At 62.0% G+C, this 25824-nt stretch carries 28 protein-coding genes; 16 read left to right on the top strand and 12 right to left on the bottom strand.

Features of this window, described 5'->3' with window-relative positions; translation table 11 throughout:
• Positions 1-76 precede the first annotated feature (76 nt).
• Positions 77-955 carry a LysR substrate-binding domain-containing protein gene (locus QU606_RS08325; RefSeq protein ID WP_024074032.1) on the top strand — a complete coding sequence of 293 codons (879 nt, stop codon included), beginning with the start codon at positions 77-79 and terminating at the stop codon, positions 953-955.
• A gap of 54 nt (positions 956-1009) precedes the next feature.
• Here the strand turns inward: QU606_RS08325 and QU606_RS08320 are convergent, their stop codons facing one another.
• Both QU606_RS08320 and QU606_RS08315 read right to left on the bottom strand, forming a co-directional pair.
• Entirely contained in the window at positions 1010-1624 is a 615-nt protein-coding gene (locus QU606_RS08320; RefSeq protein WP_304998287.1) for an NAD(P)-dependent oxidoreductase, read from the bottom strand.
• Between the two features lie 34 nt (positions 1625-1658).
• The gene (locus QU606_RS08315; protein ID WP_024074034.1) at positions 1659-2525 is read right to left on the bottom strand and encodes an MBL fold metallo-hydrolase; all 867 of its coding nucleotides are present in this window, start codon (positions 2523-2525) and stop codon (positions 1659-1661) included.
• Positions 2526-2629: 104 nt separating this feature from the next.
• Here QU606_RS08315 and QU606_RS08310 point away from each other — a divergent pair, with 104 nt between their 5' ends.
• Both QU606_RS08310 and QU606_RS08305 read left to right on the top strand, forming a co-directional pair.
• Positions 2630-3535 (top strand): LysR family transcriptional regulator, encoded by a 906-nt coding sequence (locus tag QU606_RS08310; RefSeq protein WP_024074035.1) that lies wholly within the window; start codon positions 2630-2632, stop codon positions 3533-3535.
• A gap of 100 nt (positions 3536-3635) precedes the next feature.
• Positions 3636-3812: a hypothetical protein gene (locus tag QU606_RS08305; RefSeq protein WP_168232272.1), complete on the top strand. Its 177-nt coding sequence runs from the start codon at positions 3636-3638 to the stop codon at positions 3810-3812.
• Positions 3813-3886: 74 nt separating this feature from the next.
• On the opposite strand, the gene QU606_RS08300 is transcribed toward QU606_RS08305, so the two are convergent.
• Complete coding sequence (locus tag QU606_RS08300) at positions 3887-4774, bottom strand: helix-turn-helix domain-containing protein (protein WP_024074037.1); 888 nt, start codon at positions 4772-4774, stop codon at positions 3887-3889.
• A gap of 189 nt (positions 4775-4963) precedes the next feature.
• On the opposite strand from QU606_RS08300, the gene pobA reads away from it, so the two are divergent.
• The gene (gene pobA / locus QU606_RS08295; RefSeq protein ID WP_172831376.1) at positions 4964-6148 is read left to right on the top strand and encodes a 4-hydroxybenzoate 3-monooxygenase; all 1185 of its coding nucleotides are present in this window, start codon (positions 4964-4966) and stop codon (positions 6146-6148) included.
• 66 nt (positions 6149-6214) lie between these two features.
• The gene (locus QU606_RS08290) at positions 6215-7732 is read left to right on the top strand and encodes an MDR family MFS transporter (RefSeq protein ID WP_304998286.1); all 1518 of its coding nucleotides are present in this window, start codon (positions 6215-6217) and stop codon (positions 7730-7732) included.
• A 288-nt stretch (positions 7733-8020) separates the two neighbouring features.
• Here the strand turns inward: QU606_RS08290 and QU606_RS08285 are convergent, their stop codons facing one another.
• Together QU606_RS08285 and QU606_RS08280 are read right to left on the bottom strand one after the other, a co-directional pair.
• Positions 8021-8860, bottom strand: coding sequence for a cache domain-containing protein (locus tag QU606_RS08285; RefSeq protein ID WP_304998285.1), 840 nt, complete (start codon positions 8858-8860; stop codon positions 8021-8023).
• A gap of 50 nt (positions 8861-8910) precedes the next feature.
• Positions 8911-9684 (bottom strand): transporter substrate-binding domain-containing protein, encoded by a 774-nt coding sequence (locus QU606_RS08280; protein ID WP_304998284.1) that lies wholly within the window; start codon positions 9682-9684, stop codon positions 8911-8913.
• 490 nt (positions 9685-10174) lie between these two features.
• Between QU606_RS08280 and QU606_RS08275 the strand changes: the two genes are divergently transcribed.
• The 5 genes from QU606_RS08275 to QU606_RS08255 all read left to right on the top strand — a co-directional run bounded on the left by QU606_RS08275 (position 10175) and on the right by QU606_RS08255 (position 14833).
• Positions 10175-11545, top strand: a complete 1371-nt coding sequence (locus QU606_RS08275; protein ID WP_024074042.1) for a glutamine synthetase family protein — start codon at positions 10175-10177, stop codon at positions 11543-11545.
• A 101-nt stretch (positions 11546-11646) separates the two neighbouring features.
• Positions 11647-12246 carry a class I SAM-dependent methyltransferase gene (locus QU606_RS08270; RefSeq protein ID WP_024074043.1) on the top strand — a complete coding sequence of 200 codons (600 nt, stop codon included), beginning with the start codon at positions 11647-11649 and terminating at the stop codon, positions 12244-12246.
• A 122-nt stretch (positions 12247-12368) separates the two neighbouring features.
• On the top strand, positions 12369-13502 hold the full coding sequence (gene rnd, locus QU606_RS08265; RefSeq protein ID WP_102625243.1) for a ribonuclease D: 1134 nt from the start codon (positions 12369-12371) through the stop codon (positions 13500-13502).
• Entirely contained in the window at positions 13499-13792 is a 294-nt protein-coding gene (locus QU606_RS08260; protein WP_024074045.1) for a YcgL domain-containing protein, read from the top strand. Before rnd ends, QU606_RS08260 begins: the two co-directional genes overlap by 4 nt.
• 108 nt (positions 13793-13900) lie before the next feature.
• Positions 13901-14833: a D-2-hydroxyacid dehydrogenase gene (locus QU606_RS08255; RefSeq protein WP_024074046.1), complete on the top strand. Its 933-nt coding sequence runs from the start codon at positions 13901-13903 to the stop codon at positions 14831-14833.
• A gap of 48 nt (positions 14834-14881) precedes the next feature.
• On the opposite strand, the gene QU606_RS08250 is transcribed toward QU606_RS08255, so the two are convergent.
• The gene (locus tag QU606_RS08250) at positions 14882-15475 is read right to left on the bottom strand and encodes a nitroreductase family protein (RefSeq protein WP_304998283.1); all 594 of its coding nucleotides are present in this window, start codon (positions 15473-15475) and stop codon (positions 14882-14884) included.
• Positions 15476-15764: 289 nt separating this feature from the next.
• Here QU606_RS08250 and QU606_RS08245 point away from each other — a divergent pair, with 289 nt between their 5' ends.
• Both QU606_RS08245 and QU606_RS08240 read left to right on the top strand, forming a co-directional pair.
• A complete protein-coding gene (locus QU606_RS08245; protein ID WP_024074048.1) occupies positions 15765-16214 on the top strand; it encodes a YcgN family cysteine cluster protein in 450 nt (149 codons plus the stop codon).
• A gap of 13 nt (positions 16215-16227) precedes the next feature.
• Positions 16228-17448, top strand: a complete 1221-nt coding sequence (locus QU606_RS08240; RefSeq protein ID WP_024074049.1) for a hypothetical protein — start codon at positions 16228-16230, stop codon at positions 17446-17448.
• 83 nt (positions 17449-17531) lie between these two features.
• Here QU606_RS08240 and QU606_RS08235 read toward each other — a convergent pair whose 3' ends face one another.
• Together QU606_RS08235 and QU606_RS08230 are read right to left on the bottom strand one after the other, a co-directional pair.
• Positions 17532-17882 carry a DUF2892 domain-containing protein gene (locus QU606_RS08235; protein WP_024074050.1) on the bottom strand — a complete coding sequence of 117 codons (351 nt, stop codon included), beginning with the start codon at positions 17880-17882 and terminating at the stop codon, positions 17532-17534.
• Positions 17883-17950: 68 nt separating this feature from the next.
• A complete protein-coding gene (locus tag QU606_RS08230) occupies positions 17951-18418 on the bottom strand; it encodes an RNA methyltransferase (protein ID WP_003210674.1) in 468 nt (155 codons plus the stop codon).
• Positions 18419-18579: 161 nt separating this feature from the next.
• On the opposite strand from QU606_RS08230, the gene QU606_RS08225 reads away from it, so the two are divergent.
• On the top strand, positions 18580-19617 hold the full coding sequence (locus QU606_RS08225; RefSeq protein WP_168233670.1) for an IS110 family transposase: 1038 nt from the start codon (positions 18580-18582) through the stop codon (positions 19615-19617).
• A 492-nt stretch (positions 19618-20109) separates the two neighbouring features.
• On the opposite strand, the gene QU606_RS08220 is transcribed toward QU606_RS08225, so the two are convergent.
• A complete protein-coding gene (locus tag QU606_RS08220) occupies positions 20110-20484 on the bottom strand; it encodes a YajD family HNH nuclease (RefSeq protein WP_003210675.1) in 375 nt (124 codons plus the stop codon).
• A gap of 151 nt (positions 20485-20635) precedes the next feature.
• Here QU606_RS08220 and QU606_RS08215 point away from each other — a divergent pair, with 151 nt between their 5' ends.
• Positions 20636-21556 carry a ParB/Srx family N-terminal domain-containing protein gene (locus QU606_RS08215; protein WP_069075440.1) on the top strand — a complete coding sequence of 307 codons (921 nt, stop codon included), beginning with the start codon at positions 20636-20638 and terminating at the stop codon, positions 21554-21556.
• 71 nt (positions 21557-21627) lie between these two features.
• Here QU606_RS08215 and QU606_RS08210 read toward each other — a convergent pair whose 3' ends face one another.
• A complete protein-coding gene (locus QU606_RS08210) occupies positions 21628-22314 on the bottom strand; it encodes a spermidine synthase (protein WP_024074052.1) in 687 nt (228 codons plus the stop codon).
• A gap of 78 nt (positions 22315-22392) precedes the next feature.
• Here QU606_RS08210 and QU606_RS08205 point away from each other — a divergent pair, with 78 nt between their 5' ends.
• Complete coding sequence (locus tag QU606_RS08205) at positions 22393-22671, top strand: hypothetical protein (protein ID WP_041160864.1); 279 nt, start codon at positions 22393-22395, stop codon at positions 22669-22671.
• On the opposite strand, the gene QU606_RS08200 is transcribed toward QU606_RS08205, so the two are convergent.
• Positions 22668-23141, bottom strand: a complete 474-nt coding sequence (locus tag QU606_RS08200; RefSeq protein WP_024074054.1) for a cyclic nucleotide-binding domain-containing protein — start codon at positions 23139-23141, stop codon at positions 22668-22670. The two genes, QU606_RS08205 and QU606_RS08200, sit on opposite strands and share 4 nt — an antisense overlap.
• Before the next feature lie 66 nt (positions 23142-23207).
• A complete protein-coding gene (locus QU606_RS08195) occupies positions 23208-25262 on the bottom strand; it encodes a S9 family peptidase (RefSeq protein ID WP_093235542.1) in 2055 nt (684 codons plus the stop codon).
• A 21-nt stretch (positions 25263-25283) separates the two neighbouring features.
• Here QU606_RS08195 and QU606_RS08190 point away from each other — a divergent pair, with 21 nt between their 5' ends.
• Complete coding sequence (locus QU606_RS08190; protein ID WP_024074056.1) at positions 25284-25820, top strand: hypothetical protein; 537 nt, start codon at positions 25284-25286, stop codon at positions 25818-25820.
• Positions 25821-25824: the final 4 nt, after the last annotated feature.

Genomic DNA, 25824 nt, shown 5'->3' with positions numbered 1-25824 from the left:
GGAACGGTTGGCCCGTAGCGGTAACAATCGATAAAAAGTCATACTAGCCATGTCCCCACGTCATGGCTCAGCCCTTATGAAACGCCTTCCGCCGCTGCCCGCGTTGCATACCTTCTGGGTCACTGCACAGTGCTGCAATTTCACCCGTGCTGCCGAGCAACTGCACATTACCCAGGGCGCGGTGAGCCGACAGGTCGCCGGGCTGGAAAGCCACCTGGGTTATGCGCTGTTCCTGCGCCAGGCACGCGGCCTGAGCCTGACCGACGAAGGTCGCGAATGGTCGCTGCGCGCGCAACAGGTGTTTGGCCTGCTGGGGGATGCGGTGGAGCAGATCGGCAGCCGCCGCGCGACCCTGCAACTCAAGGCGTCCACCTGCGTGATGCGCTGGCTGTTGCCGCGCTTGATGCAATGGCAACGGGAGCGCCCGGATGTGCCGGTGGAGCTCACCACCACCGTGGCCTACACCGTGGATTTTCGCCGGGAGCGATTCGATGCGGCGGTGATCTACGCGCCCATCGCCGAGCAATCGGCCGAAGCGCGGCATTTGTTCGATGAGCAACTCACCCCGGTCTGCGCACCGGCGCTGCTCGCCGGTTTGCACACCCCGGCGGATTTACAGCAACAGGTGTTGCTGCACCCCACGCGGGATGAGCGCGATTGGGCGAGGTGGCTCAAGGCGGCGGACACGCGGTTGAGCAATTTGAGCCAGGGGCATCATTTCGAGACGTTGGATTTGGCGATGAATGTTGCCTCGCAGGGCTCCGGGGTTGCGATGGGCGACAGTGCGTTGATGGGCGAGGATCTCAAGGCGGGGCGGTTGGTGATGCCGTTTGAACTGCGGGTGCCGACGGGGAAGGGGTATTACCTGGTGTATCCACCGGGAACGGTGCCGTCGGCCGGGCTCGAAGCGCTGATGGATTGGTTGGTGAGCCAGGCACAATTTCCAGAACACTGAAGGGCAAATGTGGGAGGGGGCTTGCCCCCTCCCACATTCCTTGACCGAGTTGCCTCAGTAACCGACGGTAAAGCGCTGGCGCGAGTGCTTCGGTGTTTCCACTTCGTCAATCATCGCGATGGCGTAGTCGGCAAAGCTGATTGAGCTTGTACCCTCACTGCTCACCAGCAAGTCGTCCTGGCCCAGGCGGAATTTACCGGTGCGTTCGGTGCCATCGAACAAGGCCGACGGCGACAGGAACGTCCAATCCAGCTCTTTTTCCTGGCGCAGCACGTCGAGGAACGCCGCACCGGCACTGGCTTCGGCTTTGTATTCGGCAGGGAAGCCCTCGCTGTCGATCACTCGACCGCCACCCGGCAACAGCAGCGAACCCGCACCGCCCACCACCAGCAAGCGTTTAACCCCGGCTTTCTTCACCGGCCCGATCACGGCGCTGGCGGGCAGGGTGGCGAAATGGGCCGCGCTGATGACCACGTCGCTGCCCGCGATGGCCTGTTGCAAGGCTTCGGCATCCAGTGCATCGACTTGTTTGACCGTGACGCCAGGGCGCACGGCCAGCTTGTCGATGTTGCGCGCCAGGGCGATGACGCTGTGCCCACGACGCAGTGCTTCTTCCAGCAGTTGGCTACCGGCGCGGCCGGTGGCCCCAATGATTGCGATCTTACTCATGACGTTCTCCAGTACGGTTAAGGTTTGAAACGCTTCACCACTTCATTTCGCCCTTGGCGACCTTGGCGCTCAGGTCCAGCGAGCTTTCGTCGGCGAGGGTCGGGTAACGCTTTTTCATCGCCGCGATCAGCGCGGCGGAATCCTTGGCCTTGGCAGTCTCGGCGTCGAAGGCCTTGATGTAGTCGGCGGTGAAGGCCACCGACTTCAGCGACGGGTTACCCAGGAAGTGCCCCGGAATCACCGTGCGCGGTTTCAGGTCTTCGATGCGTTGCAGGGTGGCCAGCCAATCCTGGTGGGATTGTGCGCTTTGGGTGTCCGCCATCCACAGGTGGATGTTGTCGGCGACGACCACACCGCCGACCACGGCCTTGATCGACGGAATCCAGACAAAGCTGCGATCCGGCTGCGGGCCGTCCAGGCCGATGACCTGCAGTGACTGCCCTTCAAGGCTCAGGCTATGGCCTTTCAACACCTGCGGCACGACGGTTTTGCCTGGCTTGTCGGCGCCCATTTTCGGGCCCCAGAATGCCAGCTTGCCGGCCACGGTGGCGTTGATATGGTCGACCACCGGTTGTGGCGCGACCACCTGGGCGTCGGGGAACGCGGCGGTCAGGGTGTCAAGGCCGAAGTAGTAGTCCGGGTCGCCATGGCTGATATAGATGGTGGTCAGGTGTTTGCCGCTGGCGCGGATTTTCTGCACCAGTTGTTCGGCCTGGCCCTTGCCGAATTGCGCGTCGACGAGGATCGCGTCTTTCGCACCGCTGACCAGCACCGAGCTGACGGGGAAGATCGCCGCCTCGCCGGGGTTGTACACGTCGAGGCTCAGGTCGGCCGCCGCAGCATGGGCGGCGAAGGCCAGGGCGGCGGTGGTCAGGGTCAAGCGCTTGAGGGTCGAGAGCATCGGGCAGTCCAGTCATCGGTAAAGGATGCACAGAGCTTAGTTGCACCAAACCCAACAAAAAATGCGATGCTGGGACATAGTTTGTTTCTAAAATCGGGCAAATCATGGATCGTCTTCAAGCAATGCGCGTGTTTGTCACGGTGGTGGATTTGGGCAGCCAGTCTGCCGCGGCCGACCATCTGGACCTGTCGCGCCCGGTGGTGTCGCGCTACCTGGCCGAACTCGAAGACTGGATCGGCGCGCGCTTGCTGCACCGCACCACACGCAAGCTCAGCCTGACGGCGGCCGGGAGTGAAACCCTGCCGCGCTGCCGACAGCTGTTGGAACTGTGCAGCGACATGCAGGCCGCCGTCAGCGAGCCGGATGACGCGCCCCGGGGCCTGCTGCGCCTGAGTGTGAGCACCTCGTTCGGCCAGGCGCAACTGGCCGAAGCGATCGCCGAGTACGTCCAGCGCTACCCGTTGGTGACCGTCGACCTGCAGATGCTCGACCGCACGGTGAACCTGGTGGACGAGCGCATCGACCTGGCCATTCGCACCAGCAATGACCTGGACCCCAACCTGATTGCACGGCGCCTGACCATCTGCCGTTCTGTGGTGTGCGCCACGCCGGCGTATCTGCGCGAACATCCGGCCCCGCAGAAAGTCGAGGACCTGGCCCGGCACAACTGCCTGACCCACTCGTACTTCGGCAAAAGCCTGTGGCATTTCGAAGAGCACGGCGAACATGTATCGGTGCCGGTGCACGGCACTATCACCGCCAACGAAGCCAGCACGTTGTTACGCGTGACGCTGGCCGGGGCGGGGGTGGCGATGTTGCCCAGCTACCTGGCTGGCGATCATATCCGCCGTGGCGAGCTGGTACGCCTGTTGCCCGAGGCCGAGCCGCGACACCTGAACATCTACGCGGTATACGCCTCGCGCAAACACATGCCCTCGGCGTTGCGCAGCCTCCTGGATTTCCTGGTGCAGAGGTTTCCGGAAGAGCCTTCGTGGGACAAGGGGCTCTGACGCAACATCAGCCGGTTGAATGGCGTCCAATAATGGCAACTTGCCCTGGCTGGCCTATGCTTTAAACAGCACCTTCCAATGTTGTTCAGAGGTGAGGGCCATGACCATAAAAACCAGAAAATACCTGATGATTTTTACCCTCAGCGCATTGGCCACGGCGCTGTACGGGACGGCCGCCTACCGCGTCGAGCAAACCCGTATGCAGCCGAGCTTTGCGATCAGTTGCCATCAGGATCAATGCGTTCCGCACACCGGTAGCTTCAGCGCCTTGCGTTGAAAAGCGCAGTCGGTGTGGCTGGCTGTTATTGGGGACGCTTCGCGCCCCCAGCGTAAGCGAGCCAGCTGGCAGCGTCAGGTGTGTGCCGTTTCGGACTTGAGCTGCTCGCGAAACGCCTTGGGCGAAAACCCGACACGCCGGCGAAACAGCCGGGAGAAGTTGGTCGGGTCGGAAAACCCCAATACCTCCGACATCTCATTGATCGTCATGCTGGTGTAGGTCAACAGGCGCTTGGCCTCCAGCAATTGGCGGTCATGCATGATCTGCAACGCGGGCTGCCCGCCCAATTCCCGACAGGTGCCGTTCAAGTGTGAGACCGATATCCCCAGCTTGTGAGCCAGGTCTTCGATCTTCGGGTGCTCGCGGTAGTGCTGCTCCACCAACTGGGTAAAGCGCCGAAAGTATTCACGCCCCCGTGGTGCCCGTGGGTGGCGGCGCTGGATGGCCTGGCGACTGATCCATACCAGCAGCACGCTGACCAGGGCGTGCATCATCATGTCCCGGGCCGGTTGTTCATCGGCATATTCGTCCTGCAGGCGGGCGAACAGGTTGTTGAGGTAGTCGCTGTCCTCGCTGGCCGGGTAATTGCCCAGGATCTGCAAGCCGTCCACCGCCGCGCCCAGTTGCGCTTGCAGATGGCTGACCAGCGGCGCCGCCAAAGTCACCACGTAACCTTTCACGTCTTCGGCAAAGCGAAACCCATGCACACACAGCGGTGGCAGCACCTGCAAGGTCGCTTCGTTGAGCGTGGTGCGCTGGCCTTCGATTTCCAGTTGCGCCTGGCCTTGGTGCACGTACAGCAACTGGCACAGATCCGCATGCCGGTGGGGCTGGATTTCCCACTGGTATTCCCGACTGCGCCGAGAAATGGTTTCGCAGTGCAACAAATCAGGCGTCGGCCATTGCTGGCTTTCCCCGTAAAGCTTGAAGACCGGAATCGCGGAACTGGCAGGTTTGGTCATGGTTTCAATCCGATACTCAGGATAGTGGTTCGGTAATCGCACCGATTGGCAAAAAGCGCAGACTTTGACGCAGTTTTCACCTTCTTATAGCGGGCACTCAAGTGAAAAATGTTCGCAGCAAGACCAATGACAACTCTTTCACCTGATCCGTTCGGGTGAAGCTGGCGGGCCATAAAAATAATGAAAACGTTGAAAACCCAAGTCGCCATTATTGGCGCCGGTCCCTCCGGACTGCTACTCGGTCAACTGCTGCATAACGCCGGTATCCAAACCCTCATCCTTGAGCGCCAGAGCGCCGATTATGTGCAGGGCCGCATCCGTGCGGGGGTGCTGGAACAAGGTATGGTCGACCTGCTGCGCGAGGCGGGTGTGAGCCAGCGCATGGACGCCGAAGGGTTGGTCCATGACGGCTTCGAACTGGCGCTTGATGGCCAGCTTACCCACATCGACCTCAAGGCGCTCACCGGCGGCCAGTCGGTGATGATCTACGGCCAGACCGAAGTCACCCGCGACCTGATGGAAGCGCGTGCCGCTGGCGGTGCCATCACCCTCTACGAAGCCCGTGACGTCCAGCCCCATGACCTCAAAAGTGATCGACCCTGGCTGACTTTCGAGCATCAGGGGGAGACGTTCCGCCTGGAGTGCGATTACATCGCCGGGTGCGATGGCTACCATGGCATCGCTCGCCAATCGATCCCGGCCGAATCGTTGAAGGTGTTCGAGCGGGTCTATCCCTTTGGCTGGCTGGGTATCCTGGCCGATACGCCGCCGGTACATGCCGAACTGGTGTACGCCAAGCATCCACGCGGCTTTGCCCTGTGCAGCATGCGCTCACCGACGCGTAGCCGGTATTACCTGCAAGTGCCCGCCGACGAGCCCCTGGGTGAATGGTCGGACGAGCGTTTCTGGGATGAACTCAAGACCCGCCTGCCCAGTCACCTGGCCGAGCAGTTGGTGACCGGGCCATCGATCGAGAAAAGTATCGCGCCGCTGCGCAGTTTCGTGGTGGAACCGATGCAATACGGACGCCTGTTCTTGCTCGGGGACGCGGCCCATATCGTGCCGCCCACCGGGGCCAAGGGCCTGAACCTGGCGGCGAGCGATGTGAGCACGCTGTATCGCATTTTGCTCAAGGTGTATGGCGAGGGGCGGGTGGAGTTGCTGGAAAACTACTCGGCAATCTGCCTGCGGCGGGTGTGGAAGGCCGAGCGGTTTTCCTGGTGGATGACCTCCATGCTGCATCAGTTTCCCGAGGCGGACGGGTTCAGCCAGCGCATTGCCGAGAGCGAGCTGGCCTACTTCAGCAGTTCACAAGCCGGTCGCAGAACCATCGCCGAAAATTACGTCGGACTTCCTTACGAAGCTATCGAATAGCCTGCTATCGTATCCAGCATTCCCGCGGGCCGCCTTTTCCCGCGGGGCTTGCTCGAAGGTTCTGCCGTGACCCAGCTCAATCAGCCCGCTCCCTCCGTTCCCGCCGTGCGCAGTGTTCTCGTCTCGTTGATGATGGCGATCTTCCTCGGTGCCCTGGACCAGACCATTGTCGCCGTGTCCATGCCGGCCATCTCCGCGCGGTTCCACGACGTTGACCTGCTGGCCTGGGTGATTTCCGGCTACATGGTGGCAATGACCGTGGCGGTGCCGATCTACGGCAAGCTCGGCGACCTGTACGGGCGCCGGCCGATGATGCTGATCGGCATGGGGTTGTTCACGCTGGCGTCGCTGTTCTGCGGCATGGCGCAAAGCATGGAGCAACTGGTGCTGGCGCGGATTCTCCAGGGCATTGGCGCCGGCGGGATGATTTCGGTGAGCCAGGCGATCATCGGCGACATCATCCCGCCACGCGAGCGCGGGCGCTACCAGGGCTATTTCAGCAGCATGTACGCGGTGGCCAGCGTGGCCGGGCCGGTGTTGGGCGGCTACATGACGGAGTACCTGTCGTGGCGTTGGGTGTTCCTGATCAACCTGCCCTTGGGCGCCGGCGCATGGTACGTGGCCCATCGCACCCTGGTGGGGCTGCCGTCGCCGCAACGCAAGCCGATCATCGATTACCTTGGCACCGTGCTGATGATCATCGGCTTGACCGCGTTGTTGCTGGGCATCACCGAAATCGGCCAAGGCCATCCGCGGCGCGATGATGATGTGCTGGGGTTGCTGGCGTGTGCACTGCTGGCGTTGAGCGTGTTTGTCTGGCATGAGCGCCGCGCGCCAGAGCCATTGCTGCCGATGCACCTGTTTGCCAACCGCAGCGCGGTACTGTGCTGGTGCACGATTTTCTTCACCAGCTTCCAGGCCATTTCCCTGACGGTGCTGATGCCGCTGCGGTTCCAGACGGTGACCGGTTCCGGTGCTGACAGCGCGGCCCTGCACTTGCTGCCGCTGGCGATCGGCTTACCGATAGGCGCCTACTGTGCCGGGCGCATGACCTCGGTGACCGGCCGCTATAAACCGATGATCGTCAGCGGCGCGTTGCTGAGCCCCTTGGCGATTCTCGGCATGGCTTTCAGCGCGCCCCAGGCGGTGGGGGTGACAGCGCTGTTCATGCTGTTGTGCGGGATTGCCGGCGGCATGCAGTTCCCCACCTCGTTGGTGGGGGCGCAGAACTCGGTGGAACAGCATGATATCGGTGTTGCCACCAGCACCACCAACCTGTTCCGTTCCCTGGGAGGCGCGGTGGGGGTGGCCTGCATGTCGGCGCTGTTGCTGGCTCTGCTGCAGGACTCGAGCTTCGCTCACCTGGCCAGTGGCGCGCTGATGGTCGAGGGCAGCTCCGGCAACGTGCTGCTCGATGGCCTGAACGCCGCTCCAGGCCCGGCGCAGGATGCCCTGCGCGGCGAGTTGGCCGTGACGTTTCGGCATTTGCTGATGGTCAGTGCGGCGGTGTCGCTGCTGGGGTTGGCGGCGGCGATTGCGATGCCGAACCGGGTGTTGCGTGGTCGTGAAGACAAGGCTAAATGACTGACGGGGCGTGGTTAAAAGGGGGGGAGCTGGTAAGTCAGTTCTTATTAAGACTTAAAAGTTTTCCCTGAACGGCCGGATTTTTGTGGTGAGTGGGTTGTTGTGGCCAGCGGGCTTGCCCCGCGTTGGGCTGCGCAGCAGCCCCAAAACCAACCACCCCGGCAATATCTGATACACCGCATTCTGCTGTATTGGGGCTGCTTCGCAGCCCAACGCGGGGCAAGCCCGCTCGCCACAGCCACAGGGGGCAAGCGGGACTTCTTACAGGGAATCGCATTCCAAGTCCCCTCAGGGGCTGTAGTAACCCACCGCCACCATGAAATGCCCGGTCTTGCGCACATACGCATGCTTGTGTTCGACCTTATTGGTCACCGGATTCTTCCAGCGGTATTTGTATTCACCCTGGTCCTGCTCCGCCATCATCTTCAGGATCGGCTCGCCCACCGGCTTGCCATCCGGGTCCTTGATCTTGCTGAAGTCGGTATTGATCAGTCGCAGGTTGGTGCCATGGGCGACATAACGCTGGGTGTTCAGGTCCACGACGAACACGTAGAGATCATCTTGCAGGAAGCCACCCTGCAACGAGTTGATCGCCTTGAGCGTGCCGGCTTCATCCTTGACCAGCGCCGTCACTGCCTTGTCCCGCAGGGCCCGGGCCTGTTCCGGCGTGGCCCGCGGCAGGTAGTAACCCACCGCCACGATGCGTTCGCCCACGCGTTGGTAAAACACGTGCTTGTGCTCGACCTTGCCGTCGTTCCAGTTCTGCCAGCGGTAGTCGGCCTGCTGGATACCCTGGCCTTCCGGCACCTTGAGCGCGTCCTTGAACGACTGGCGCAAATCCGGCCCCAGCACCTCGGACACATCGCGACCGATCAAGGCCGAGGAGGGCCCGCCGCTGGCCAGCAATACGCCTTGGGTGTCGACCACGAACACGTAGCGGTCATGGTCGACAAACTCACCCTGGCGGCTGAAGGCCGCGAAGGCCTTGTCGCCATTGCTCTGGTAGTAAGCCAAGGCTTTTTCCAGCAGGGCCTTGGCGGCATGCGCGTCTTCATCCTGAGTGGTGGTGGCGTGCACCTGGCTCATACCCAACAGCAGCAGCCAGGTGATGCGCAGCAGTCCCTTCATGACCCATCCCTCATTCTTATTGATGTGACCACAGCTTAGACGGCTGTGGTTCAGGGCGCCGCCAGCCATTGATTGACGATGCCATCGTAGACCCCGGTGGCCACGCTCAGGTGCAACCACTGGTCGACGTAACTCTTCCACGCCACATCATCGCGGGGCAGCAGGAAGGCTTTCTCGCTGTACTGCATCTGCCGCTCGGGGTTGACCGCGCACAGTCCGGGCTTGAGCTTCTGCTGGTAACGCGCTTCGCTGGCGTCGGTGATCATCACGTCAGCCTTGCCCGCGAGCAGTTCGTCGAAGATCGTCACGTTGTCATGCAGGCGTATCTGCGCCTGGCCCAGGTGGGCGCGGGCGAACACTTCGTTGGTGCCGCCTGCCGGTTCGATCACCCTGACCTGGGGTTGGTTGATCTGCTCGACGGTCTGGTAGCGCTGCACGTCCGCGCAGCGCACCAGCGGAATCTTGCCGTCTACGCCGAGCGCCTGGCTGAAGAAGGCCTTTTTCTGGCGTTCCAGCGACACCGAAATGCCACCCACGGCGATGTCGCAACGTTGGGCGAGGAAGTCCGGCATCAAGGTTTTCCAGGTGGTAGGCACCCACTTGATCTGCGCATTGAGGCTCTTGGCCAGGGATTCGGCCATGGCGATATCAATGCCTTCATACCCGCCATCGGCACGCAATGAGGTGTAGGGCTTGTAGTCGCCGGTGGTGCAGACGGTCAGCGTGCCGCGCTGGAGCACGTCGTCGAGGCGCGAGGAGGGGGGGGCGGCCAGGGCGCTGGTCGTCACGCTTGCCAGTACACACAGGGCTAGAGAAGCTTTCATGCGATCTTGTCCTCGGGGGCATTTTTTTGTAGGCGCGAGCTGGCTCGCGAAGAACTCAAGGGCGCTGAGTTTAGCCTGGCTACTGGCGTGATCGTTAACGACCTTCGCGGGCAAGCTCGCTCTTCCAGGGCGACGCGCAGCAGGGGGGCGAATGTTTAGCCAACGCGCAACCAAACTCCGTCAAGCCTGAATTTAACCGCCTGTGAAGGCATGTGACGCTGCCGGGCATCTCCCTCACTGTGATTCACCCATGGACGGTTCCCCCGACACTTACCTCGAGACCTTGCCTGGCGCGTGTGCGCCGAGCGGTCCCACCGATGTCGAGGCGTTACCCTCCGAACTGGCTTTCTGGGCCCTGTTCCACTGCCGACATGCGCGCCCACCAGATACCCCTCTCCTACGCTGACCCTCTCCATGGATGACGCACACGTGTGCGCATCTGCCCGGCGGCGCCTGTGCGCCTGCCTGACGCAACCGTATGAGAAACCCCATGAGTGTGTTTGCCTGCCTGCACGAAGCCCAGTCTTTCCTTGAACAGCACCCGCACATCGAGATGTTCGAGCTGTTTATCCTCGACAACAACGGTGTGCCGCGCGGCAAGTTATTGCATCGCGACGAACTGCTGGCGGTGTATGAAAGCGGTCGCCCGTTGCCCAGCACTATCCTGGGCCTGACCATCAACGGCGATGACGTGGAAAATTCCGGCCTGGTGTGGGACGTCGGCGATATCGACTGTCGCGCCTACCCGATCAGCGGCAGTCTGCAACCCATGCCCTGGCGTCTGATTCCCACGGCGGCGGTGCAAGTCAGCATGCACCCCACCGAAGGTTTGCCCGCGACCGTGGCCGACCCCCGGCATTTGCTGGCCAGAGTGATCGACGGGCTCAAGGCCGACGGCTACTACCCGGTGATGGCCGCAGAGCTGGAGTTCTACCTGCTCGACCAGAAACCCGACAGCCACGGCCGCCCGCAGCCTGCACGGGATGTGGATGGCGGTCGGCCGCGCTCGACCCAGGTCTACGGCCTGCGCGAGCTGGAGCAGATCGAACCGTTTCTGGCCGACCTCTACAGCGCCTGCAAGCTGCAAGGCATTCCGGCACGCACGGCGATTTCCGAATACGCCCCGGGCCAGGTGGAGATCACCCTGGAGCATCGCTACGACGCCCTGCAAGCGATGGACGAGGCGGTGCGCTACAAACGCCTGGTCAAGGGCGTGGCCCATCAGCACGGCATGACGGCCTGCTTCATGGCCAAGCCATTCGACGACCTGGCGGGCACCGGCATGCACATGCACGTCAGCCTGGCCGACGCCGACGGCAACAACCTGTTCGCCAGCGATGCCGCCGACGGTACGCCGCTGCTGCGCCACGCCGTGGGCGGCATGCTCAGCACCTTGCTCGATTCGCTGCTGATGTTTTGCCCCAACGCCAACTCCTATCGCCGCTTCCAGACCAACAGCTATGCCCCCCTGGCCGCCACCTGGGGCGTGGATAACCGCACCGTCAGCCTGCGCGTCCCCGGCGGCCCGGCTCACTCCCGGCATATCGAACACCGCATTTGCGGCGCCGACGCCAACCCCTACCTGGCCGCTGCCGCGATCCTGGCCGGCATTCACCGTGGCCTCCGCGAACAACGCGACCCCGGCGCCCCGGTGGAAGGCAACGGCTACGCCCAGGCCCAGGAATTGCTACCCACCGACTGGCTCACCACCCTGCGCGCACTCGAAGGCTCGAGCTGGGCCCAGGAGGCGTTTGGCCGTGAGTTTCTGGGGGTGTACCTGGCGGTGAAGCGCGCCGAGTACCGGCAGTTCATGGGGGAGGTGGGAGAGCAGGATTGGCGCTGGTATCTGCATCAGGCCTGACCGGATTGACGGTAGTGGCGCCTTCGACCTTTTTTTCACGTTGCGATGGGTAAGCTGCGAATCAAGGTCGTTCACTACTGTTTCACTCATATGAGCCTGTGATGTCGTCACAACCCCTTTCTTCGATCGAGATTGAATACGCCGAACGCTGCGACCGTGAGCATGCCAGGGTCTGCGGCGACACGCGCCCGCCCGGGCTGCGTCGGCGCCTGGCATCATGGCGCGACCAGTGGTTGGTGCGCCAGGCGCTGAAAGTCGCTGGCGAGCCCGGCTTGATCCTTGACCTGGCCTGTGGCTCGGGGCGGTTCTGGCCGGTGTTGGCCGAGCACGTCAACCGGGTGATCCTGGCCTCGGACAACTCCCAGGGCATGCTCGACCATGCCTGCACCCATCACCCGGCGTCGTTGCTCAAGCGGGTCAAGACCTTCCAGGGTTCGGCGTTTTCCATCGGGTTGTCGGCAAATGCGGTGGATTGCATTTTCTGCCTGGAATTGTTTCGCCATGTACCCAACAGCGAAGCGCGCCTGGCATTGCTGAGCGAGTTTCATCGGGTCAGTCGCGACACAGTGATCGTGTCGGTGGCCTCCCGTGACCGTGTGGAAGGCGAGTTCCGCGAGGCCGGCTTTAAAGTCCTGAGCTACCAGGAGTTCCTGCCGGGCTCAAGCCTGTGGCGGGTCTACGTACTGCGCAAGAAAGGATAATTCGATTCTGTCGGACTATTCTTCACGTCCTGTCGGAGTTTTCATGGTTGCGTGTGCACTGCGGGTGCTCGCAAGTCCCCTTCGCGATATATACTGCGCGCCATTCTTCAAGGGAGAGCCGTGTGGCCATCGATATTCACTGGATCTGCGACAACGATAGCCTCGGCCAGCATTGCGCCGAATGGCAGCAGTTGCCATTCGTCGCCCTCGACACCGAATTCATGCGGGTCGATACCTTTTATCCCATTGCCGGGCTGATCCAGATTGGCGATGGCCAGCGTGCTTACCTGATCGACCCCCTGACCATCGACAATTGGCAACCCCTGGCGGCCTTGCTGGAAAACCCGGCGGTGATCAAGGTGGTCCACGCGTGCAGCGAAGACCTGGAAGTGTTGCTGCGCCTGACCGGCAGCCTGCCGGTGCCGTTGTTCGACACCCAATTGGCCGCGGCGTACCTGAACCTCGGGTTCTCCATGGGCTATTCGCGTCTGGTGCAAGCCGTGCTCGACATCGACCTGCCCAAGGGCGAGACCCGCTCGGACTGGCTGCAACGCCCCCTGTCCGAAACCCAGGTGAGCTATGCCGCCGAAGACGCGGTGCACCTGGCCGAGGTCTACATCCGCCTGCGCCCGCAACTGTCGGATGACAAATACGCCTGGGTCCTGGAAGACGGCGCCGAGCTGGTGGCCAACCTGCGCCGCGAAGTCGACCCGTACGAGGTGTACCGCGAGGCCAAGCTGGCGTGGAAATTGTCCCGTGCCCAACTCGCCGTATTGCGCGAGCTGTGTGCCTGGCGCGAGCAGCAAGCGCGTGCCCGCGACCTGCCACGCAACCGCATCATCCGCGAACACTCGTTGTGGCCCCTGGCCAAATCCCAGCCGGATAACCTCGCCGCGCTGGGCAAAATCGAAGACATGCACCCGCGCACCGTGCGTCAGGACGGCCAGTTCCTGCTGGACCTGATCAAGCGTGCCGGCAGCGTGCCCATGGACCAATGGCCGCCCGCCGTGGCTGAACCGCTGCCGGTGGACGCCGCCACGCTGATCAAGCAACTGCGCGCCCTCGGCCAGGCGTTCGCCGAGCGCCTGGACATGGCGCCGGAACTGATGCTGCGCAAGAAAACCCTCGAAGCCCTGGTCAAAAGTGGCTACCCCGATGGGCCTTATAAACTGCCAGACTCGCTGCGTGGCTGGCGCCGCGAGTTGATGGGCCAGGCGCTGCTCGACAGCCTGGCCACTGCCGGAGAACAGCCTTGAAACGTATCTGCTCCATCTATCGCAGCTTGAAAAAAGACGGCATGTACCTCTACGTGCTGAAAAGCGACGCTCTGGAGCGCGTGCCGGAGCCGTTGATGGTTGCGTTCGGCAAGCCGCACCACGCCTTCGACATGGTGCTGACGCCGGAGCGCAAGCTGTCGCGCGAAGACATCATTGTCGTGCTGGAAAACCTCGACAAGCAGGGCTACCACCTGCAAATGCCGCCGGCCGAGGACGAGTACATCGAGCACTTGCCCGAAGAGCTGTTGCGACGCAACGATCCGATGTGATCGGTCAGTGCCCTGTCCAGGGCACCGTATTCAACGCAATCGTATGATGTGGGCGGTGGCCGTAGGGAAGCGGGCGGCCGTCTGCACTGTTTTTGAAAGGTTTGAACCATGCGTGTTCTGATTGCTGAACAGGATCACCCGCTCTACGCCCAGTTGCTGAGCGAAGCGGCCCCTGACCTTGAGGTGTTGACCAGCGGCGATTCGGCCGAACTGTCGCGCCTGGCCGCCGACTGCCCGGTGTGGCTGGGCCAGCCGGACCTGCTGGCGACCCTGCTGCGCCAAGGCCATCACCCGCAGTGGCTGCAGTCGACCTGGGCCGGCATTACGCCGCTGCTGGCCGACGGCTTGCCGCGCGACTATCGCCTGACCCGCGCCGTGGGCATTTTTGGCCAGGTCATGGCGGAGTTCGTCCTCACCTACATGCTTGGCCATGAACGCGAAGTGCTGGCGCGCCTGGTCAGCCAGGTCGAGCGCAAGTGGGACAACCGCATGGGCCAGAGCCTGGCGGGGCGCACGGCGCTGATCGTCGGCACCGGTGATATCGGCCAGCGCGTGGCCGAGTTCCTGGTGCCGTTTGGCGTCAAGCTGTACGGCGTCGCCAGCACCGCTCGGGAACAGGCGCCGTTTATCGAAGTGGCCGGGCCTGATCAGTTGGGCCGCCTGGTGGGGGAGGCGGATTATGTGATCAACCTGCTGCCCAACACGCCCAATACCCATGACCTCTACGACGCGGCACTGTTCAAGCAATTCAAGCCGACCGCTTTGTTTATCAACGTCGGGCGCGGTGTGGCCGTGGTCGATGCCGACCTGGTCGAGGCCTTGAAGGAAGGGCACCTGGCCGGCGCGGTCATCGACGTCTGCCGCCAGGAACCGCTGCCGCAACGCCACCCGTTCTGGACCGCCTGGGGCCTGCTGTTGACCGGGCACAGCTCGGCGCCAACCTCGCCACGGATGATGGTGGATCTGTTCGTGCAGAACGTGCGCGCGTATCAGGCCAAGCAGGCCTTGCGCGGCGAAGTGGATTTCGAGCGCGGTTACTGACCTGACGCGGGAAAGAATGTGGGAGGGGGCAAGCCCCCTCCCACAGTTTCAGAGGCTGAAGTCACCTTCCGACACCAGCTCGCTCAACGGCTTGCGCGGGCTCGGCACTTCACGGCCTTGCAGGTACTCAGGCAGGGTCGACTTGTCGCCCAGCTTGCCCACGGCTACCGCCGCATGCAGTGCGTAACCCTCAGGAATCTTCAGCTCTTTGCGGGTCAGCTCCTGATCGAAGCCGGCCATGCCGTGGGTGTACCAGCCGCTGAGGCTGGCTTGCAGCGCCAGGTGGCCCCAGGCCGAGCCGGTGTCGAAGGTGTGCCACAGCGCCGGGGTTTCTTCCGTGGCGCCGGGGGCGATGAAGTCGGTCTTCGAGGCGATGATCACCAGGGCCGACGCATGTTGTGCCCAGCCACGGTTGAATTCGTTCAGCAGGCCGAGGAAACGCTCCCAGTCCGCTGTGTCACGACGCGCATAGAGAAAGCGCCATGGCTGCGAGTTGTAGGCCGACGGCGCCCAACGGGCGGCTTCGAAGAAACTCAGCAAGGTTTCCTGCGCAATGCTTTCACCGGTAAAGGCGCGCGGCGACCAGCGTTCGGTGAACTGGGTGTGGATCGGGTAATCGGCAACGCGTGGGTTTGTGCTCATGAACAGTTCCTGACGACGATGATGGGGTACGGTTGGACAGGCAGGCGCAGATTCAAAAAAACGGCGCACCGATGCGCTCGGCGAAGGTTTTTTCAAGGCTCCATAGGGCATCGGGGCAATGCGGTCACGCATTTATGGCTCACGACACGGGGCCTTTGCGGCCCACAAAGCTACTGCGATGAATAGTCGCTGACAAGTCTTGCAACACCGCCAGTCGTAAGCGCTTGGCCGCGGGGGCCATGGGCACTAGACTGGCGGCCTTTTCACATTCCGATACTGATGTAGAGCCATGGCCGCCAAAGTCGAACCCTTCTGGATACGCAAAACCCTTGAGCAGCTCGACCAAGAGGAGTGGGAGTCGTTGTGCGACGGCTGTGGCCTGTGCTGCCTGCAAAAGCTTGAGGACGAAGACGACAACAGCGTCTATTACACGCGCATCGCCTGCAAACTGCTGGACCTGAAAACCTGCCAGTGCACCGACTATCCCAACCGCCGCGACTCGGTGCCTGACTGCATCCAGCTCACCCCGGGCCAGGCCGACCAGTTCAAATGGTTGCCGCCCACCTGCGGCTATCGCCTGGTCAGCGAGCGCAAGGACCTGCCGCTGTGGCACCACCTGGTCTGCGGCGACCGCGACGCCGTGCACCACGAACGCATTTCCCAGTCGGGGCGCATGCTCAGCGAAGGCAGCGTGCCCGAAGATGACTGGGAGGATTACCTGATCTTCCGCGCCGGCTGAAAAAGGAGTGTGTATGACCGTGGGAACCAAGCTGGCGACAAGCCTGGTGTTGCTGACGCTGAGCATGCCGGCGTGGTGCGCGAAGAAAGTCGACCTGGATTATCACGTCAAGCTGCTGCCCCTGAGCGATCAGGCCGAAGTCCGCGTGAGCCTGTCCCAGGGTTCGGCGGTGCGCAGCCTGAACTTCGACCTGGGCCATGACGGCGACTACAGCGACTTCAAGGCCGATGGGCAATGGAAAGTCAGTGGCCACCGTGGCGTGTGGCAGCCCAGCGCCGACAAGGCCAGCCTGACCTACCGCGTACGCCTCACCCACGCACGCAAGCCGGGCCTGTATGACACACGGATGACGCCGAGCTGGGCGCTGTTTCGCGGTGAAGACCTGGTGCCCACTGCACGGCTTGACCAGCAGGATGGCGTCGAGCTGGTGTCGCGCCTGGCGTTCGAGCTGCCGGCCGGCTGGAAGAGCGTCGAAACCGCCTGGCCGCGCATTGGCAAGAACAAGTTCCGCATTGACAACGTTTCACGCCTGTTCGACCGCCCCACTGGCTGGATGCTCGCCGGCAACCTGGGCAGCCGCCGTGTGCGCCTGGGCGAAACCGAAGTCACAGTGGCCTCGCCCAAGGGCCAGGCCATGCGCCGCATGGATGTGCTGACGCTGCTGACCTTCGTCTGGCCGCAAGTGGAAACCGCCTTTCCACGCCATCCCGCCAAGCTCCTGGTGGTCGGCGCCAGCGACCCGATGCGCCGGGGTGTGTTCTCTTCGCGTGACTCGATCTACCTCAACAGCCGCACGCCGTTGGTCAGCGAGAATGGCAGCAGCCCGTTGATTCGCGAAGTGGTGCAGGCAATTGGCCGTTTCAACGACCATGACACCAGTGACTGGATCAGCGAAGGCCTGGGAGAGTACTACGCCATTGAACTGGTGCGCCGTGCCGGAGGTATCACCGATGAACGGTATGCGGCGATACAGGCCAGGCTGGCCAAGGAAGGCAAGGACGTCACCAGCCTGCGCGGCGAGCACGTCAGCGGAGCGATTGTGGCGCGGGCCGTGGTGGTGATGCAGGAGCTGGACCGCGAGATCCGCGTGAAAACCCACAACAAGCGTTCCCTCGATGACCTGGCCCAGGCGGTGATGCGTGCGAACAGCATCACTACCGCGGAGTTTGTGCAGTTGGCCGAGAGCATCATCGGCGAATCGTCGGTGGTGCTCGACAGCAAGTTGTTACGCTGAAATCCGAGCCATGCACCAAGCAACATGTGGGAGGGGGCAAGTCCCTTCCCACATTTGGATCCCCACCTCACCGAAGGCTTGGATCACCCCGCCGTTTTTGTAGCCTTCTCAGCCGCCACTTCGGCCTTGGTCTTGAGGTTTTTCAGCTCTGCACCGGCGCGTTCGATCTTGGTGCGTACGCTGTTCATTTCCTGGCGACCTTGTTCCAGCTTGTCCTTGAGCGTGCTGTGTCCGGTAAAACCACGGGTCAGTGCCACACCCCCAATGGCCACCTGAATCAGCCCGAAAATCCCGCCACGACGCAGGCCTTTGCCAACCATTATCACGCCACCCGCCACCGAGCCGATGCGTTCCCAGCCATGCACGTTCTGTGTGGGGCGGGTTTCAAAAGGGGTGTGTTCGATGATGGGTCGCAGGGATTTGCTGTCGCTCATGATCTGTCTCCAACAAGGGCTAGTGATATGCAGCTGACTGTTTGCAGGCGGCGGATGTTCCCGAAAAATCAGTACTTGGGCCCCGAGCGGGTGTTATTGCCCTTGGCCAGGCGGTCGTAGAGCACCACGTTGACAGTGGCGGCAAGGTTCATGCAGCCGGTGGTCGGGATGTAGATCACGTCTTCGCACCAGTCGCGAATCTCTTTATCCAGCGAGCCGTCTTCCGGGCCGAAGATATACAGCGCGCGGTCTGGGTGGGTGTATTCGGGCAGCGGGCGGGCGCCCTCCACCAGCTCGACGGCGACGGGGATGCAACCGAGCGGCAGGATCTTCTTCAGGTCATCGATACCGATCAACGGAATGTCGTGGTGGACCTTCTTGGTGTCGGTGATGAAATCCCGGGCGCGCTCGTAACGCTTGCCGGTGTAGAACACCGAGGCCACGCCGTAGCAGCCGGCGGCACGCATCACCGAGCCGACGTTTTCGGGGGATTTTGGGTTATACAGACCGATGCAGCTGTAGCGTTTATTGCCCACGGGGAAGGGTGCCTTGGATAAAAGCGGCGATTATACGGGCAATGGCGACGACTTTGGGCCGAGCAGGCTTTCTGTGGTAATGGGATGGACGCCCCCTTCCTAACGGCATCTATGTGCCAAAGTTAAAGTGTTACCCACACTTAACGGAAGGGAGCGTCCTCATGAAGCTTACGACTGTTTCGGTTGACTTGGCAAAAGCCCTGTTTCAACTTCACGCGATCGACGAACAAGGAAAAACGGCGCTAAGGAAGCAGCTTAAACGTGAACAAGTTGTACCGTTTTTTGCCACGTTAGAGCCGTGCCTGGTGGGCATGGAGGCATGTGGCGGAGCCCACTACTGGGCAAGAAAACTGCAGGCACTTGGTCATACGGTCAAGTTAATGGCACCGAAATTTGTGAAGCCCTATGTGAAGTCGAACAAAAGCGATGTAGCTGACGCAGAAGCAATCTGTGAAGCCGTTACTCGGCCCAACATGCGCTTTGTGCCGATCAAGACGGTAGAGCAACAAGCTATTCTGGCCGTGCATCGCGCACGGCAGGGATTCGTAAAGGCCAGAACGGCACAAGCTAATTCGATTCGTGGACTTCTTGGAGAGTTTGGCGTGGTCTTGCCGCAGGGCATTCGGCATATTACCGAGCGTTTGCCGGGCATTTTGGAAGATCGTGACAACGCTCTTCCTCGATCTTTGCGCCAACTGATGCAGCGTTTGAGTGAGCATTTCAAAGAGCTGGATCGACAGGTCGTCGAGTTGGAACGGGAGATTCAACAATGGCATCGCAGCAATGAAGACAGTTGCCGCCTGGCAGAAATACCAGGAGTCGGCCCGCTCACTGCAACCGCGCTAGTGGCGTCAGTGGGTGATGCGAAGAATTTCACTAATGGTCGGCAAATGGCAGCATGGCTGGGGTTGGTGCCACGACAACATTCCAGCGGAGGAAAGCCCACGTTGTTGGGGATCAGTAAACGGGGCGATGGTTATTTACGCACTTTGCTGGTTCACGGCGCTCGGTCGGTGGTTCGAGTGGTGGAGAGTAAAACAGATCCTTCGGCGGATTGGCTGAAGGGGTTATTGGCTCGTCGGCACACCAACGTTGCAGTTGTTGCTCAGGCTAATAAAACTGTCCGGATAGCCTGGGCACTATTGGCCCATGGCAGCAAGTTCCGAGCCGACTACACCCCTGATGTAACAGGGGCGTAGCCGGCTCGGTGGAATCAAAAAGTGGTGCGTTAGAGGGAGTATTTCCAAGGTTGCTCAGGCGATCATGACGTGATGGCAAGACAGGTAGGACCGGGATCGGGTAACTCTGCTCCGCTCACAGCGCTTCGAGCGCGTTGTGGTGATAAGAGCCCGATCAGCGAATTCCATCAGGGACAGAGGCATAGCCTCACTTAAAGTCCGGATGTATGGCTGCAACCTTATCCCGTCTGTGTTTTCACGAATTGAGCGCTTGGCATACTGGGGGCGTCCATGTATGAGCAGGCCTACTGTGGCGAGCAGGTTTGTTGTGGCGAGCGGGCTTGCCCCGCGTTGGGCTGCGCAGCAGCCCCAATAAAGCAAAATGCGGTGTATCAGATATTGCAGGAGCGGCTGGTTTTGGGGCTGCTGCGCAGCCCAACGCGGGGCAAGCCCGCTCGCCACAAATAGATAGCGCTTGTGCCCGCCACAACAAGCCTGCTCACCACAAGGATTTCAATCGTCTTTCTTCATCAACCCCGCCAACGCCGCAAACGGGTTGTGCGTGGCCTTGGCAATCGTCGGGCTGCTGGTGGAGCCTTCGCCGAAGTACTGCTGGTCGGTGTAGCGCGAGTGTTCGTTGTCGTGGCAATACAGGCAGAGCAGTTCCCAGTTGGAGCCGTCCTGGGGATTGTCATCATGATTGTGGTTACGGTGGTGTACGGTCAGTTCACTCAAGCGTTTGCCGGCGAACTCACGGGCGCAACGGCCGCACACGTGGGGGTACATTTTCAGGGCTTTGTCGCGGTAGCCCATTTCCCGGTCGCGTTGGGCATCGGCAAGGATGCGGTCCAGCTTGGCGGTGTGGGAGGGCGGGTTGGTCGAGCTCATCATGGCTCCTGGCTGTTTGGTGGGTCACGGATAGCGTTGATTCTAGCCGCTTGCGGGGCAAATGACCGCTGGCTTTTTCAGCAACCGTACAGCCTGGCGCCGGCGATCGTTTGTAGTATCGGTTCACTCAATTCATAAGGATCTGAAACCTATGCGTTTACCTACATGGACAGTTGCACTTCTACTCTGCGCCCTCACGGCGCAAGCCCAGGCGTTCTCCACGCCCAAGCCCGGCCAGGTGATCGAGGTGGCCCTCGACCAGTTGCACCCCACCCAGGCCGTGGTGGGGTTCGACCAGATCTACTACAGCCTGGGGCTGTTTGCCGACAAGCCCGCCAAGGTCTTCGATGAGTACTGCGAAACCAATGGCCAGGGCGAGGCCGACAAGGTGCCCGGCAAGGCTGACCTGCACCAGCCCGACAGCTTCACCTGCAAGGACCCGGTGGGCACCCATCCCGAGGACATGAAAACCGTGGTGGTCGGCCCAGCCGGGCAGCTGTACCTGACCGACGGTCACCACAGTTTCACCACCTTGTGGGAAGTGCCCGGCGGCGGCCCGCGCTTGAAGATGTGGGTCAAGGTCACCGACGACTTCAGCAACAGCCCGAACATGGCGAGCTTCTGGCAGCGCATGGAAGCGGCCCGCAAGGTCTGGCTCAAGGACAACCAAGGCCAGACCCTGCCACCGGAGCAACTGCCGGCGCACCTGGGGTTCAAGAACCTGCAGGACGACACCTTCCGCAGCTTGGTGTATTTCACCCGCAAGGCCGCCTATGGCAAGCCGGATGCTGGGGAGATCGCGCCGGAGTTCCTGGAGTTCTATTGGGGTAACTGGCTGCGCACGCAGGTGGACCTGGGCCAGTACAACCTGAACAAGAAAGGCGGCTACAAGGATGCCATCGAAGCGGTGGCCAAGCGCATGGTCAGCCTGGCGCCGGGTTCACAGGTGGGGGATAGCGGCTTTACCGCCCATCAACTGGGCGGCATGCCCCAGTTGGACCGCGATGAGCTGGAGAAGACCTTCGACAAAAAAGTGCCGTATGTGATCGATTACCGCAAATCCCACCACTGATCGGGGATCAAAAATGTGGGAGGGGGCTTGCCCCCTCCCACATTGGATTTTCAGCGTTTGGTTAATGGTGCTCAGCCCTTGAGCTTTTCCGCAATCCAGATGGTGTGCCGGGTGCCCTTGTTGCCATGGGCGAACACCTGCACTTCCTCGGCCTTGAAACCGGCCTTGCGCAGTTTGTCGCTGAACAGCTTGTCGGCACTGGCCGACCATACGGCCAACACGCCCTTGGGCCGCAGGGCCTTGGCGCAGGCCGCCAGGCCACCGGCGGAGTAAAGCCAGCTGTTGGCTTTTTGCGTGAGGCCTTCGGGGCCGTTGTCCACATCGAGCATGATCGCGTCAAAGCCCTGGGGCTCGGCCTGCAGCACCTTGGCCACGTCTTCCAGGCGAATCAGCGTGCGCGGGTCGAGCAGCGGGCGCCCGGCTTTTTCCCCCAAGGGTCCGCGGTTCCACTCCACGACGCCCGGCACCAGTTCCGCCACCACCACCTCGGCGGTCTTGCCCAAATGCTTGAGCGCCGACGCCAGGGTGAAGCCCATGCCCAGGCCGCCAATCAATACCCGCGAACCGGGGCGGCCGGCGACTTTGCGGCAGGGAATTTCCGCCAGGGCGTCTTCGGAACCGTGCATGCGCGTGTTCATCAACTGGCCGCCGTCACCGCCCTGGATCTTGATGACAAAATCTTCACCGTACTCGAACAGGCACAAGGCACCGCCGTTATCGGGGATCGGGGTGGTGTCGAGCAGAACGAAACGTTTCATGGAAATCTCATTGGGAAGGGCATTCTTGCGCGGTTGGGAGTAGCCTTACGACATTCCGGTCAGGCCATGGAGCCATCGATGAAGTGCAGCATTCTAACGGTCATTGTGTTGAGCGCGCTCGCATTGGGTGCGGCGCAGGCTCAGGAGTTACAAACCGTACCGGTCGCGCCAGCGCCAACCCCAGGCGCACCGGGCACCCCGACGCCGACGTTGTACCCGCAAGTCACCCCGCCGGCCGTGCCCAAGACCAACGGCTCCCCCGCCTTGGCGCCGATCGTATTGCCGACGCCGCCGAAGGACCAGACGGTGCCCGGCTTGCAGCAGAACGACAGCAAGCCGAAGTCGCCCGGCGGTTAAAACTGTTGGGACAGTAATTGCCCATCGGCCATGCGCAGGCGCTTGGACAATGCGATGGCGATTGCGCGGATGATCTTAGCCGCCACACGGGGCGTTTCATTGAGCATCTTTTCCAGGGCGTCCTTGCCCAGGCTCAACAAGACGCAGTCGCTGGCGGCCACGCAGCTGGCGGAACGTCGCTCGCCGTCGAGCACTGCCATTTCACCGAAGGCCCGGCCACTGCGCAGGGTGGCGATGGTCAGGCGTTGGCCATTGTGGTTGGTTTTCTGTACCGCCACCTGGCCACTGTGGAGGATGCACATGAAGGTGCCAGCATCGCCCTCGAGGAAAATCACCTCGCCCTCGGCAATGCTGCTGATATTGAAGTAGCCGGCGGCGACGTGAAAGTCTTCCGGCAACAACGGGTCGAACAGGCCGCAGTCCATGAGCATGTCGCGGATTTCGGTGTTCATTAGCGTCGGTAGTGCCATGGCTGCAATCTTGGTCCATCAAAGGTGGCGGTCCTGTGTTCAGACAGGACCGCTCCGCGAAGTTCCTTACACCAGCCCCAGCACCTTGAATACAAATGCATATTCGAGTGCTACGTCACGAATTCCCTGGTAGCGACCGCTCATCCCGCCGTGGCCGGCGCCCAGTTCGGTCTTGAGCAGCAGCAGGTTGTCGGAGGTGGCGGTCGCCCGCAGCTTCGCCACCCACTTGGCCGCTTCCCAGTACTGCACGCGGCTGTCGTTGTAGCCAGCGATCACCAGCGTGGCCGGGTAGGCCTGGGCGCTGACGTTTTCGTACGGCGCGTAGGCCTTGATGCGTGCGTACACCTCGGGCTCCTCGGGGTTGCCCCACTCGTCGTACTCGGTGATGGTCAACGGCAGTTCCGGGTCGAGCATGGTATTGAGCACGTCGACGAACGGCACTTCGGCAATCGCCGCCTGGAACAGCTCGGGGCGTTGGTTGAGCACCGCGCCGATCAACAGGCCACCGGCACTGCCGCCGCTGATCACCAGTTGCTGTGCGGTGGTCAGGCCCTCGGCGATCAGGTGTTCGGCACAGGCAATAAAGTCGCTGAAGGTGTTCTGCTTATGTTCCTGCTTGCCGTTGCGATACCAGGCTTCACCCAGCTCGCCGCCGCCGCGCACATGGGCAATGGCGAACGCCACGCCACGGTCCAGCAGGCTCAGGCGGGCGTGGGAGAACCACGGGTCGAGGCTCTGGCCGTAGGCGCCGTAACCGTAGAGGTACAGCGGCGTCGGCTTGCCGAGTTGGTCGCGCTTGACCACCAGGCTGATCGGCACCTGGGTGCCATCGGCGGAGGTGGCCCACAGGCGCCGGCTGACGTAGTCATCGGCGTTGAACACGCCGAGTACCGGGGTTTCCTTGAGCACTTGCTGCGCGCCGCTGGCCAGTTCCAACTGGCGGACCTGGGCCGGGCGGTTCAGGGCTTCATAGCGCAGGCGGATCTTGTCGCTGACGAATTCCAGGCTGTTCTGGACGTAGAGGCTGTAGGCGGCGTCGGGTAATTCCACGCGATAGGCCGGCACGCCTTGGGGGTGCACTTCGATCACCGGCAGGCCGCCGATGCGCAGGCTCAGGGTCATGGCGTAGGCGTTCAGGCTGACGCCGTCGAGCATCACCTCGTCGCTGTGGGGGATCAGGTTCTGCCACTCATCCTCGGTTGGCACGTCGCCAATGTCGGTCGCCACAAACAGGGCGTAGTTGATGCCGTCACGGTTGCTGCGGATAAACCAGGTCCACGCGCCATTCAGTTGGCCGTGGTCGACATCGTATTCATGGTCCTCGACCCGCGGTGCCAGGCAGGTGAAGTCCAGGTGCGGCTGGTTGGCGTCCAGGGCCCAGATTTCGCTGGTGGTCTTGCTGCCCAGGGCCAGCAGCAACTGGCGCTCTGAGCTGGAGCGGTAGCAGTGCAGGAAGAAACGCCCGTCGGGCTCATGGAACACTTCCTGCGCGGCCGTACCATCCAGGCGGTAGCGATACAGCTTGTGTGGGCGGTGGGTGTCATCCAGCTCGCCGAAGAACAGGGTCAGGCTGTCATTGGCCCAGGTCATGCTGCCGTCGCAGTTGTCGAACGCCAGTTCGCTGACTTTGTCGGTGGCCAATTCCTTCACGTACAGGGTGTAGATCTCTTCGCCATTGGTGTCGAGGCTGTAGGCCAGGCGCTGGTGGTCGGGGCTGATGCTGAACGCGCCGAGGGAGAAGAAGCCACCATTGGCCAGGGCGTTGGGGTCCAGCAGCAGCTCTTCGCTGCTGGCGTCCACCTGGTTGCTGTCGTCGGCCGGGCGGCGGCAGCGGTAGTGGCGGGCATACTCGTCACCGGCGGTGGTGCGTGTGTAGTACAGGTACGGGCCCCAAGGGGAGGGCAGCGACAGGTCGGTTTCGAGGATGCGCCCCTTGATCTCCTCGAACAGGGTTTCGCGCAGGGCCTGCTGGTCGGCGAGTTGGGCTTCCAGCCAGGCGTTTTCGGCCTTGAGGTAATCGAGCACTTCAGCGCTGTCACGCTCTTGCAGCCAGGCGTACGGGTCCTGGCCTGGGGCTTTGCGGGCAATCGGGGCGGCAGTGATGTGGGTCGATGAAGGCATGGATCACTCTCTGTCTGGCGGATGGTGGCAGCCATTGCAGCCGCGACACGCAAAAGCCGTTATCATAGCCGCCTGTTTGCCTACGTTGCCATGGACACCATGACCGAGAACGACTATCTGACCGCTTGGGGCCTTTACGCCTTCGCCGCTTTGGGCTGCCTGTTGGTGTGGTGGCGCATGACCCGCTGGATCTGGCGTTGGTTGCGCGAGCCGCTGCAATTGCTGATGGCGGTGCTGCTGTTCAGCCCGACCATCGTCGATCCGGTCAAGACCCAGTTCGCCCCGGCCGTGGCCATCACCGCGATGGACCTGGTGCTCAAGGTCGGCAATAACGCCTGGCGGGCCGTCTCCGATCTGTTCATGTACACGATGATCGCCTTTGGCGTGTATATCGTCATCGTGTTGATCCGTTGGCCCATCGAGCGTGCCGCCAAGGCCCGCCGTGAGCGCAAGGCCGCGGTCGATGCCGCCTTGGCTGCCGAGCCGGAAGACGAAGACGATGAACCGTTCCGTCGCCCGGCGCCGGTGAGCGGTATGCGGGTCGAACCGCGCCTTTAACGTA

The sequence above is a fragment of the Pseudomonas sp. OVF7 genome (assembly GCF_030644265.1).
Classification (GTDB): domain Bacteria; phylum Pseudomonadota; class Gammaproteobacteria; order Pseudomonadales; family Pseudomonadaceae; genus Aquipseudomonas; species Aquipseudomonas gorinensis.
Note: the sequence above shows the minus strand (reverse complement) of the source record. Positions and strands in the feature narration are given on the sequence as shown.

Excerpts from the sequence above, each read along its gene's own strand:
- QU606_RS08325 (WP_024074032.1), top strand. The coding sequence starts at position 77 with ATGAAACGCCTTCCGCCGCTGCCCGCGTTGCATACCTTCTGGGTCACT.
- QU606_RS08320 (WP_304998287.1), bottom strand. The coding sequence starts at position 1,624 with ATGAGTAAGATCGCAATCATTGGGGCCACCGGCCGCGCCGGTAGCCAA.
- QU606_RS08315 (WP_024074034.1), bottom strand. The coding sequence starts at position 2,525 with ATGCTCTCGACCCTCAAGCGCTTGACCCTGACCACCGCCGCCCTGGCC.
- QU606_RS08310 (WP_024074035.1), top strand. The coding sequence starts at position 2,630 with ATGGATCGTCTTCAAGCAATGCGCGTGTTTGTCACGGTGGTGGATTTG.
- QU606_RS08305 (WP_168232272.1), top strand. The coding sequence starts at position 3,636 with ATGACCATAAAAACCAGAAAATACCTGATGATTTTTACCCTCAGCGCA.
- QU606_RS08300 (WP_024074037.1), bottom strand. The coding sequence starts at position 4,774 with ATGACCAAACCTGCCAGTTCCGCGATTCCGGTCTTCAAGCTTTACGGG.
- QU606_RS08285 (WP_304998285.1), bottom strand. The coding sequence starts at position 8,860 with ATGAAGGGACTGCTGCGCATCACCTGGCTGCTGCTGTTGGGTATGAGC.
- QU606_RS08280 (WP_304998284.1), bottom strand. The coding sequence starts at position 9,684 with ATGAAAGCTTCTCTAGCCCTGTGTGTACTGGCAAGCGTGACGACCAGC.
- QU606_RS08275 (WP_024074042.1), top strand. The coding sequence starts at position 10,175 with ATGAGTGTGTTTGCCTGCCTGCACGAAGCCCAGTCTTTCCTTGAACAG.
- QU606_RS08270 (WP_024074043.1), top strand. The coding sequence starts at position 11,647 with ATGTCGTCACAACCCCTTTCTTCGATCGAGATTGAATACGCCGAACGC.
- QU606_RS08255 (WP_024074046.1), top strand. The coding sequence starts at position 13,901 with ATGCGTGTTCTGATTGCTGAACAGGATCACCCGCTCTACGCCCAGTTG.
- QU606_RS08250 (WP_304998283.1), bottom strand. The coding sequence starts at position 15,475 with ATGAGCACAAACCCACGCGTTGCCGATTACCCGATCCACACCCAGTTC.
- QU606_RS08245 (WP_024074048.1), top strand. The coding sequence starts at position 15,765 with ATGGCCGCCAAAGTCGAACCCTTCTGGATACGCAAAACCCTTGAGCAG.
- QU606_RS08240 (WP_024074049.1), top strand. The coding sequence starts at position 16,228 with ATGACCGTGGGAACCAAGCTGGCGACAAGCCTGGTGTTGCTGACGCTG.
- QU606_RS08235 (WP_024074050.1), bottom strand. The coding sequence starts at position 17,882 with ATGAGCGACAGCAAATCCCTGCGACCCATCATCGAACACACCCCTTTT.
- QU606_RS08225 (WP_168233670.1), top strand. The coding sequence starts at position 18,580 with ATGAAGCTTACGACTGTTTCGGTTGACTTGGCAAAAGCCCTGTTTCAA.
- QU606_RS08220 (WP_003210675.1), bottom strand. The coding sequence starts at position 20,484 with ATGAGCTCGACCAACCCGCCCTCCCACACCGCCAAGCTGGACCGCATC.
- QU606_RS08215 (WP_069075440.1), top strand. The coding sequence starts at position 20,636 with ATGCGTTTACCTACATGGACAGTTGCACTTCTACTCTGCGCCCTCACG.
- QU606_RS08210 (WP_024074052.1), bottom strand. The coding sequence starts at position 22,314 with ATGAAACGTTTCGTTCTGCTCGACACCACCCCGATCCCCGATAACGGC.
- QU606_RS08205 (WP_041160864.1), top strand. The coding sequence starts at position 22,393 with ATGAAGTGCAGCATTCTAACGGTCATTGTGTTGAGCGCGCTCGCATTG.
- QU606_RS08200 (WP_024074054.1), bottom strand. The coding sequence starts at position 23,141 with ATGGCACTACCGACGCTAATGAACACCGAAATCCGCGACATGCTCATG.
- QU606_RS08195 (WP_093235542.1), bottom strand. The coding sequence starts at position 25,262 with ATGCCTTCATCGACCCACATCACTGCCGCCCCGATTGCCCGCAAAGCC.
- QU606_RS08190 (WP_024074056.1), top strand. The coding sequence starts at position 25,284 with ATGGTGGCAGCCATTGCAGCCGCGACACGCAAAAGCCGTTATCATAGC.